General features: G+C 64.5%; 10 protein-coding genes and 1 pseudogene. 4 read left to right on the top strand and 7 right to left on the bottom strand.

The features are described 5' to 3' along the window. From CKO42_RS25555 to CKO42_RS25530, 6 genes and pseudogenes are all read right to left on the bottom strand, one after another. Nucleotides 1-192 (bottom strand): annotated as a pseudogene (locus CKO42_RS25555) (aldehyde dehydrogenase family protein); the annotation flags it as partial. Next, nucleotides 189-1856, bottom strand: a complete 1668-nt coding sequence (locus tag CKO42_RS25550) for an FMN-binding glutamate synthase family protein (protein WP_200251792.1) — start codon at nucleotides 1854-1856, stop codon at nucleotides 189-191. The pseudogene CKO42_RS25555 and the gene CKO42_RS25550, both read right to left, overlap by 4 nt. A 14-nt stretch (nucleotides 1857-1870) precedes the next feature. Continuing rightward, nucleotides 1871-3505 (bottom strand): acetolactate synthase large subunit, encoded by a 1635-nt coding sequence (locus tag CKO42_RS25545; RefSeq protein ID WP_200251789.1) that lies wholly within the window; start codon nucleotides 3503-3505, stop codon nucleotides 1871-1873. A 29-nt stretch (nucleotides 3506-3534) separates the two neighbouring features. Continuing rightward, nucleotides 3535-4110, bottom strand: coding sequence for a carboxymuconolactone decarboxylase family protein (locus CKO42_RS25540; protein ID WP_200251780.1), 576 nt, complete (start codon nucleotides 4108-4110; stop codon nucleotides 3535-3537). Between the two features lie 105 nt (nucleotides 4111-4215). Further along, nucleotides 4216-4701, bottom strand: a complete 486-nt coding sequence (locus tag CKO42_RS25535) for a response regulator (protein WP_200251776.1) — start codon at nucleotides 4699-4701, stop codon at nucleotides 4216-4218. Continuing rightward, nucleotides 4701-5231 (bottom strand): sigma-70 family RNA polymerase sigma factor, encoded by a 531-nt coding sequence (locus tag CKO42_RS25530; RefSeq protein WP_200251773.1) that lies wholly within the window; start codon nucleotides 5229-5231, stop codon nucleotides 4701-4703. Before CKO42_RS25530 ends, CKO42_RS25535 begins: the two co-directional genes overlap by 1 nt. 264 nt (nucleotides 5232-5495) lie before the next feature. On the opposite strand from CKO42_RS25530, the gene CKO42_RS25525 reads away from it, so the two are divergent. Genes CKO42_RS25525 through CKO42_RS25510 form a run of 4 tightly spaced genes read left to right on the top strand, consistent with a single transcriptional unit; the run spans nucleotide 5496 to nucleotide 6943 of the window. Continuing rightward, the gene (locus tag CKO42_RS25525) at nucleotides 5496-5753 is read left to right on the top strand and encodes a DUF3379 family protein (protein ID WP_200251770.1); all 258 of its coding nucleotides are present in this window, start codon (nucleotides 5496-5498) and stop codon (nucleotides 5751-5753) included. 36 nt (nucleotides 5754-5789) lie between these two features. After that, nucleotides 5790-6257, top strand: a complete 468-nt coding sequence (locus CKO42_RS25520; RefSeq protein ID WP_200251767.1) for a hypothetical protein — start codon at nucleotides 5790-5792, stop codon at nucleotides 6255-6257. After that, entirely contained in the window at nucleotides 6257-6496 is a 240-nt protein-coding gene (locus tag CKO42_RS25515; protein WP_200251765.1) for a carboxymuconolactone decarboxylase family protein, read from the top strand. The genes CKO42_RS25520 and CKO42_RS25515 overlap by 1 nt, the downstream gene beginning before the upstream one ends. A gap of 6 nt (nucleotides 6497-6502) precedes the next feature. Beyond that, nucleotides 6503-6943, top strand: coding sequence for a hypothetical protein (locus tag CKO42_RS25510; RefSeq protein ID WP_200251762.1), 441 nt, complete (start codon nucleotides 6503-6505; stop codon nucleotides 6941-6943). A 73-nt stretch (nucleotides 6944-7016) separates the two neighbouring features. On the opposite strand, the gene CKO42_RS25505 is transcribed toward CKO42_RS25510, so the two are convergent. Then, entirely contained in the window at nucleotides 7017-8396 is a 1380-nt protein-coding gene (locus tag CKO42_RS25505) for an esterase/lipase family protein (RefSeq protein ID WP_200251753.1), read from the bottom strand. Between the last annotated feature and the right edge of the window lie 180 nt (nucleotides 8397-8576).

Raw genomic sequence — 8576 nt, 5'->3', positions numbered from 1 at the left:
AGGCAGCCAACCGTCGCGCTGTCGATAACAGGCATCCGCCACCGCGAGCGCTTGCTCGACGCCGTGACGATCGACGGTGTCGACGGTCGCGATCGGTTGCAGATTGAACGGATTGAGCACCTCGAGCGACCCGGTCGGGCTAACCTCGGCGGCGATGCGGTGGCTTTGATGCGGTTGTCGGCCATCGGTCATGGAAAGATGTCTCCTGTTGCCGGCTGGATGATCAGATCTCGCTGGCTGGGTCCTCGCAGCGGCCCAAGTGGACTGGGCCGCAGCCTGTCCTCGGACCCCTGCGCCACCCCCATCTGATCACGCGGCCAGGTCTGCGGCCAGCTCAAGGCTGCGACAATCTGCCGCTCGGACTCCGGATAGAACTGATCCAGCCCAATGGTCCGTCCATCCGCCTGCACCAGATGGGCATGGAAGCGCCGCAGCTCACGCGGGCTGCGCACGCCGCAGGAATGGGCGATGATGCCGACCTCTTTGGAGAGATTCTGCACATAGGCTGCCACCCGCACGGCCTTGGTCGGCGCATGCAGGCCGCGTTGGAACTTGCGCTGATGGGTGGTAATCCCGGTCGGGCAGGTGTTCTTGTTGCATTGCAGCGCCTGGATGCAGCCAAGCGCAAACATGAACCCACGCGCCGAGGTGATGAAATCCGCCCCGATGCACAGCGCCCAGGCGACATCGGCCGGGGTGATGAGCTTGCCGGAGGCGATCACCCGAATGCGCTCGCGCAGGCCGTACTCGTTGAGCTTATCGACCAGCATCGGCAAGCTGACACGCAGCGGCAGGCCCATGTCATCCATCAAGGGCATCGGCGCCGCGCCGGTGCCACCATCAGCCGAGTCAACCGTGATGAAATCCGGCGCCGAGGCCACACCGCGCGCATGCACCATGCCCAGCAGCTCATCGAGCCAGCCATAGGCGCCAAGCACCACCTTGAAGCCGACCGGCTTGCCGGTGACCCGACGCACCCGCTCGATCAGATCGAGCAGCTCGGCCGTGTTGCCGACATCGGGATGGCGATTCGGGCTGATGCTGTCGACCCCGACCGGGATGCCCCGGATCTCGGCGATCTCCGGCGTCACCTTGGCCGCCGGCAGGATGCCGCCCTTGCCGGGCTTGGCGCCCTGACTGAGCTTGATCTCGAACATCCGCACCTGGGGATGGGCGGCCACCGCTTGCAGACGCTCATCGCTGAGGTTGCCGGCTGAATCGCGCACGCCGTATTTCGCGGTGCCGATCTGAAACACCAGGTCGGTCCCTCTCTCCAGATGATAGCGCGTGAGCCCGCCCTCGCCGGTGTTGAGCCAGCAGCCGGCCTTGGCCGCCCCGCTCGCCAGGGCCTCCAGCGCCGGCTTGGAGATAGCGCCATAGCTCATCCCGGAGATATGGAACAGCCCCGCGATGGTATAGGGCTGCCGCGCAAAGGGGCCGATGGTGAGCGGCTGTGGCGGTACCGCATCCTCGCCCAGGGTTGGGAACGGGCAGTTGACGAAGATCACCTGCCCCGGCACCGTCAGGTTACGGGTCGAGCCGAAGGCGACGGTGTTATCGACATCCTTGGCCGCGCGATAGACCCAGTTGCGCTGCGCCCGGTTGAACGGCAGCTCCTCGCGGTCCATGGCAAAGAAATACTGACGAAAGAACTCGCCGAGGCGCTCGAACAGCGCGCGGAAGCGGCCGATGACCGGATAGTTGCGGCGGATCGCCTGCGTCTTCTGGGTGCTGTCGACGATAAAGGCATAGACCCCCCAGAGGGCGGCCAGGCCGATAACGAAGATGAACAGCGCCGACATCAGCTGCAAGGACGTCAGCAGGAAGTTTTCGGTGGAATCGAATAGCGTCAACATCGTCAAGACTCCTGTCAGACCGGGCACTGCAGCGCGGCGAGGCGCTCGGTCAGTTGCATGTTTTGGGCGTAGTCGACCGGGCAATCGATAACGGCGACGGTGCCGCAGTGCAGCGCCTCATCGAGCACCGGGATCAGCTGCGCGGCCGATTCGACCCGGTAGCCACGGGCACCGAAGCTCTCGGCGTACTGGACGAAGTCCGGGTTGTTGAAGCGGATCTCGGTCTCGCGGCCGAAGCGTTTGTCCTGGTGCCACTTGATCAACCCGTAGGCGCTGTCGTTCCAGATCAGCACCACGAACGCGAGCCCAAGGCGCAGCGCGGTCTCGAGCTCCTGAGAGTTCATCAGGAAACCGGCATCGCCGGTGATGGTCAGCACACGGCGTTCGGGATGCACCAGCTTGGCTGCCAGGGCGCCAGGCACACCAATCCCCATCGCCGCAAAGCCATTGGAGATGAGGCAGGTATTCGGCGCCTGCGCCTGCCACATACGCGCGATCCACATCTTGTGCGCGCCCACATCGGAGATCAGGATGTCCTCGGGCGCCAAGACCTGACGCAGATCCCAGAGGATCTTCTGCGGCTTGAGCGGAAAGCCGTTGTCCTCGGCGTACTCGCGGTTCTCTTGCTGGATCGCCTGATTGAGGCCCGACGCCCAGTTCTCAGGGCGGGCTGTGAGGCGTCGGATCAGGCCGTGCAAGGCCGCATTGAGATCGCCGACGACGCCGACCGCGACCGGATAATGGGCATCGACCTCGGCCGGCTGCTGGCCGATGTGGATCACCGGCTGCTCCGGATTGCGGTGCCAGCGCTCGGGATGGTACTCGACCATGTCGTAGCCGACGCAGATCACCAGATCGGCCCGCTCGAAGCCACAGGCGATCAGGTCGTTGCCCGAGAGCCCGGCGGTGCCAAGCGAGAGCGGATGGTCGCGCGGGATCACGCCCTTGGCCATGAAGGTCTTGGCCACCGGGATGTTCAAGGTCGCGGCGAAGGCATCCAAGGCCGCGGCGGCTTGCGCGCGGATGACGCCATTGCCGGCCAGCACCATCGGGCGCTCGGCCTGCGCGATCAGCGCCGCGGCCTCGGCGAGGCGATCTTCGGGCGGCCAGGGGGTGCGCGGATTCTGCACCCGCAGGGGGGCCAGCTCAGCGACCTCCGCAGCGGCGATGTTCTCGGGCAGCTCGATGAAGCTCGCCCCCGGCTTCTCCAGGGTCGCCTCCTTGAACGCCTTGCGCACCACCTCGGGGATCACCTCGGGCTCGCGCACCGAGGTCGCGTACTTGGAGATGGGCGCGAACAGATTGACCAGATCGACGATCTGATGGCTCTCCTTGTGCAGCCGGTGGGTCGAGCCCTGCCCGGCGATGGCCACCACCGGCGCGCGGTCGAGATTGGCATCGGCGACACCGGTGATCAGGTTGGTCGCGCCAGGGCCGAGCGTGCCCAGGCAGACCCCGGGTCGGCCGGTGAGGCGGCCATAGACATCGGCCATGAAGGCCGCGCCTTGCTCATGGCGGACGGTGATGAAGTGGATCGGGCTGTCGATCAGTGCATCCATCAGGTCGAGGTTCTCCTCACCGGGGATGCCGAAGATGTACTCGACACCTTCGTTCTCGAGACAGCGGACAAAGAGCTCAGCGGCACGCATGGGGGACTCCAAGGGTTGAAGGGGTCTCGCTAGCAGGCGAGACAGGCTGCCGGCCAGGGCTGTCCATCAGTGCCGGGGATCTGATCGCTATAGCGCGCGAGGGTCTTCATGCCGATCCCGAGGATCACCTCGAGGACCTGCTGCCGGTCGTAGCCGGCCTGCTCCAGCGCGGCGACCGCGGCCTCATCGATGCGGCCGTGCGCCTTGGCCAGCGTGGCGGTGAACTGCCTGAGGGACTCCAGGCGTTGATCGCTCAGGCGGTCTCCTTCGCGCAACGCCTCGGTCATTTCCGTTGGCAAATCCATCATGTCCGCGAGCAGACCATGGGCACCCATGCAGACGGCGCAGCGGCTCTCGCGGCTGACACTGAGCAGCACCACCTGCTGCTCCTCGCTCGAGAGTGAGGTCTTCTCCAACAAGGCGCCGAGGGCCAGGTAGCTTTTCAGGGAGGCCGGCGCCGCCTCGAGCGTGCGCAGCGATTTGGGTAGTTGGCTGAAGCGGCGCTCGGCTTCGCTCAGCGCCGGCATGGCCGGCATGGCAGGAATAGCAGGCAGGGCGTCCGGCAATTCCGCTTGAACATCCGGGTCCGGAATCAGCGAGGGCATGAGGTGCTCCTGGCATCGGTTGGGCGGATCACTGCGCCTTGAAGGCAAACGACTGGACGGCCCGCGCCGGCGAGGCGAGAGGTTGAGCTCATTCGTGGCCATGGATCAGGGGACGCGTGAGCCGTTGTTGAAGGCCGCTCGCGCAGGCTTGCCGTTCGCAACAAACAGCTGGTGGATACTGTTCAGATTGACTGGCTTTTTCAGATAGGCGCAGACATGCGGCGCCAGCCCCGGATCAGGCTGCAGATCATGGGCACCGCTCATCAGCACGATCGTGAGTCCCGGAGCGCGCGCCGCCAGCTCAGCCCCCAGCTCACGGCCATCGCCATCCGGCAAGCGGATATCGATCAGGGCTCCGCGCACCGGCTGTCGCGCGATGAGCGCTCGCGCCTCCGCGCAGTCGCCGGCGGCATGGATCTGATAGCCGAGGTCACTCAGCTCCCAGCTCAGCATCTGGCGCAGTGGCGCGTTGTCTTCGACCAGCAGCAATGGCGTCGCTGGATCACAGCCGCGCTGCGCCATGCCCAGCACATCAAGTCGGTTGAGGTGGCGATGAACGAGGTCAGCCTGCCCCAGGTCCAAGGCGGCCATCATGACCGCTCGCCCAGCGCCTCGCGCAGCTTCTGGCGAGCCCGGAACAGCCGCGTGCCAGCCCCTGCAGAGCTGAGGCCAAGCCGCGCGGCGATCTCTTGCTGCGAATAGCCATGCAGCACCTGCAGGATCAACGGCTCGCGATACTCCGCCGGCAGCGCCCGGAGCGCCCGGCGCAAGACAAAGGCGTCGGTGGAGGTGTCATAGTACTGAGCATGCTGCGCCGGCAGCTCCTCGGTCGGCATCGCGCTCTCGCGCGGTTGGATGCGCTCGAAGCGGCGCGCATTCTCACGGCGCACGATGGTCTTCATCCAGCCCAAGGCAGCCGCCGGGTTCTGCAGCCGTGCAAACGAGCGCCAGGCCCGCAGCAGACTGTCCTGGACCAGGTCTTCAGCGATCTCTTTGTTACCGGAGAGCCGATAGGCGTACTTGAAGAGGCTATGCCGATGGGTCTCGGCGAGGGCCTCGAAGCTTGGCGCTTCAACCGGCTCCAGCGATGGGGTGGACGCGAGTGCAGCAGAAACAGACATGGACGGACTCCCGAAGTCGATGTGCGATCTGTCTGCTCTATTGCAGCCGTCGTGCCAGCTTTTAATACCTTGTTTTTGATTGACTTTATAGAAATCGCGCAAGACCAAGAGAACGTTTCGTTAACACGATCCGTTGCAACGCGGTATCGGATCGCTGCAGTGCGGTCATTCGCTGTCGGTCATCAGCATGAAATATCTGCTGTGCACGGCTGGTCTTAATCCGGTATTCCAAGCGCTATCCGCGTCGCGCAGAAGGCTCCACCCATGAACTGTCTCTCCTTTCGCCGCCAACTGTTGGTCGATCCGCAAGGACGACAAGCCGATCTCCAGGCCCATGCGGCGCAGTGCGCGCCTTGTGCGCGCGCGCTCAAGCGGGCGCTGGCCTTCGAGGCGAGCCTCAAGGCGGCTTTGCAAATGGACTATGGCGATAACGATGCCGACGACGCGCATCGCGAGGGCGAGTCGGATGACCGTGGCGATGCTGATCCACCGGAGTCGGTCTATTGCGTGAACGGTTGCTGAGGCAACCCCCTCTTCCCGGTCGAGAGATTCAGCGCCATGTCGACACAGCGACCGCTTCAAAGACCGCTCGCCGGCCTGACCTCCTGCATTGGCCTCGTCGCCCTACTGAGTGGCACGCCCGTGCTGGCCGAGACGACGATCGAGGGCCGGATCAACGGCCTGCGCTGTGCCGAGGGCGGCCATGTCTGCCCGCTCGAGAATCTGGATGCCCATCTCTCGTTCGAGCTGGAGTTGGTGCTGCAGCTGCCCGATGGTCAGTACTACTTCCTCTCCAACGTCCCGCGCGACACCAAGGTCCGTCATGTGCGCAAGCAGGTCAGGGTGATCGGCACGGTGGTCGAGCCTTATCGCTCCATCTCCGTGGAGTCGCTGCAGGTCGAGGATGGCGATGGCTACCGCGAGGTCTGGAGTCCGCAGGCGCAGCAGCAAGCCTTCGAGGATATCTATCACAGTGGCTGGGACGCCACATCAACCGTCAGCGAACCGGTCAGCGAGCGGCGCTGATGCGGGTGCCCTTACCCGCCGATTGGATCGAGCTGTTGCAGCTGGCACGGCGGGCGGCGACCGATGTCCATGCCATCACGGACGCCGATATCGCGCGCCTGTGGTCGCTGGGACTGAGCGATGCCGCTGTGGTCGAGCTGGCCAGTGTGATCGAGCTGTTCATCGCGCTGAGCTTCTTTCTCGATCTGTTCGCGGTGCCGCTGGATGAGCCGCCGACGGCAGACGCTAACCCAGGTTGAGAGCCCATGAACACGCCTACTGTCACGATTGAGCAAGCGCGCGGCGATTCCGATCACGCAATGAACGGCGCCAGGAGCGCTCAGCAGGAGCCAGCGATTCGGCCGCGTTGGCGGTCTCTGGCCCGAGCCGGCATCGGCGCCTGGCTCATCATGAGTGGAATGGCGCTCCTGGCGCCGGAGCCGGTCCACGCCTGGTCGACAGGCGGCTACCGCGGCTCGTCGATCTATGGCTTCAGCCATCATCGATCAAGCCATTCGAATCACCGTTCGCGGAGCCCGCGCTCATACCGTCATCACAGCGGATCGCGCAGCTGCAGTCGCGTCTCGAAGACGGTTCGCATCGATGGCCGACTCCGAGAGGTCACCGGCAGCCGCTGCTACGACCGCCACGGCAACCCGTACATCAAGCGCGGTAGCCGTCGGCTCGGTGGCTACTACAGTGACTGAGCATCACGCACAGAAGCAAGCGGAGCCGACAGCGCTGCGCTGCCCCAGGGTCCAGCCACATCCGAGTCCAGCGTCACTCACGATGCAGCAGAAAGTGCAGCAGATTGTCCTGGAAAAAGAGGTTACCGGTCAGCGCACTGTGCTCAGCGCAGAGCAGAAGCGGATAATCGAGCGGAAAAAAGCTCCAGGGATGCCGTGGCACGAGCGGATCGAGGACATTACGGGCCAGCAGTGAGGCCTTGGTGACGGTGCCATCACCCGGTTCCAGCATCAGCTGCGAGTAATCGACCCCAGGGCGACCGCTGCCGATAGCCTCCGGGTGCAGATAGAGTCCGGAGCCGACAGCGGTCTCATGCACCACGAGACGCGCCGGCGTCAGCTTACAATCACCCCCGAACACCACCAGGCTCCAGGGTGCCCGGTCCATCTCGAGGGTCAGCGACCAGACAAAGCGCCGCCCGCGCTCCAGGTACTTGTGGAACCAGCGCTCGAGCAGCGCGAGGCGCGCCTCTGCGGCCGCTGGGTCCTCGTAGCGCGCCCGAATACGCTCGCGCACCTCGGGATCGAAGATCGACCACTGAAAACGTTGCCAGGTCTCCAGATCGAACGGATCGAGGTCAAGCGGCTCGCCCTCAGCATTTAGCAGCCAGTCATTGATCGGATGCGGAAACAGTTGGTAGAAGCTCGGAAAGGTGACCAGCACCTCGGGCGGCACACGGCGCAGACCGAGTTGGCGCCCGGCGATGAAGGCCTTGAGCGACTCCACCGAGCCTAGGTTTGGGGTGCCCAGCAGCACCACGCGGCGCACCCGTTCCTCGCCGTGATAGTTGACCGGGAACTGGTTGTCCCGCGTCACATCGATCGGGCCATAGCGCAGGTAGTAGCGCGTGATCAGTCCGCCCATTGAATGGGCAATGATATCGACTGGGACCTCGCCGCCATGATCGCCTCGGATCTGCTCGATGAACTGATCGAGCGCTCGCACGGTCTCGACATTGTCTTGCCGCCAGTCGTAGGTGAAGACGTAATAGTTGCGTGTCCCCTCTGGCGCTTGACCAGGCTCAGCGCGACGGTAGCCGCCTGCCTGCTCCAGGGTGCGGATGATCGAGGCGTAAAAATCACGGCCGGCAAACCGGTCGGTGATGGTGGTCGGGCGAATGCCGCCAGGATCGGGACTGAGCGTCTCTGCGTCGATCTGCAGCGCCAAGTCGTCATAACGCGACCAGAGCGCACGCTGCAGGGAGCCGATCCAGACCTCGCGACCCTCGGCATCCTCGAGCCGCGTGCCCATCAGACCGGGGATGATCACCACCGGCGGCTGCCCCGGGCTGTCGGTGGCGCTCGCATAGAGCCGCTCGAGATCCGGCTTGGCGATCCGCGCACAGCCGATCAATGCAACGATGCCGAGGCTCAGCGCGAAGACGCGCAGACTGAACGACGCGAAGACCGACATCGTCAACCCCAACAGCGTCAATCGAACCTGAGCTGGAGCAGATTTGTGCGCGTTGTCAATGATCGCGCATATGGAGCCACCCGGGGATCGGGATAAAGGAGCCACCCTCTGACCGAGATAATGGAGCCACCGCCTGACCGGGATAATGGAGCCAGCTCAGGACCGGGATAATGGAGCCAT

The organism is Lamprobacter modestohalophilus, assembly GCF_016583905.1.
GTDB lineage: Bacteria > Pseudomonadota > Gammaproteobacteria > Chromatiales > Chromatiaceae > Lamprobacter > Lamprobacter modestohalophilus.
This window is presented reverse-complemented; position numbering and strand designations above follow the sequence as displayed.

Bases quoted from the DNA above. Each gene is read 5' to 3' on its own strand.
- CKO42_RS25550 (WP_200251792.1), bottom strand. From the start codon at position 1,856: ATGTTGACGCTATTCGATTCCACCGAAAACTTCCTGCTGACGTCCTTG.
- CKO42_RS25545 (WP_200251789.1), bottom strand. From the start codon at position 3,505: ATGCGTGCCGCTGAGCTCTTTGTCCGCTGTCTCGAGAACGAAGGTGTC.
- CKO42_RS25540 (WP_200251780.1), bottom strand. From the start codon at position 4,110: ATGCCCTCGCTGATTCCGGACCCGGATGTTCAAGCGGAATTGCCGGAC.
- CKO42_RS25535 (WP_200251776.1), bottom strand. From the start codon at position 4,701: ATGGCCGCCTTGGACCTGGGGCAGGCTGACCTCGTTCATCGCCACCTC.
- CKO42_RS25530 (WP_200251773.1), bottom strand. From the start codon at position 5,231: ATGTCTGTTTCTGCTGCACTCGCGTCCACCCCATCGCTGGAGCCGGTT.
- CKO42_RS25525 (WP_200251770.1), top strand. From the start codon at position 5,496: ATGAACTGTCTCTCCTTTCGCCGCCAACTGTTGGTCGATCCGCAAGGA.
- CKO42_RS25520 (WP_200251767.1), top strand. From the start codon at position 5,790: ATGTCGACACAGCGACCGCTTCAAAGACCGCTCGCCGGCCTGACCTCC.
- CKO42_RS25515 (WP_200251765.1), top strand. From the start codon at position 6,257: ATGCGGGTGCCCTTACCCGCCGATTGGATCGAGCTGTTGCAGCTGGCA.
- CKO42_RS25510 (WP_200251762.1), top strand. From the start codon at position 6,503: ATGAACACGCCTACTGTCACGATTGAGCAAGCGCGCGGCGATTCCGAT.
- CKO42_RS25505 (WP_200251753.1), bottom strand. From the start codon at position 8,396: ATGTCGGTCTTCGCGTCGTTCAGTCTGCGCGTCTTCGCGCTGAGCCTC.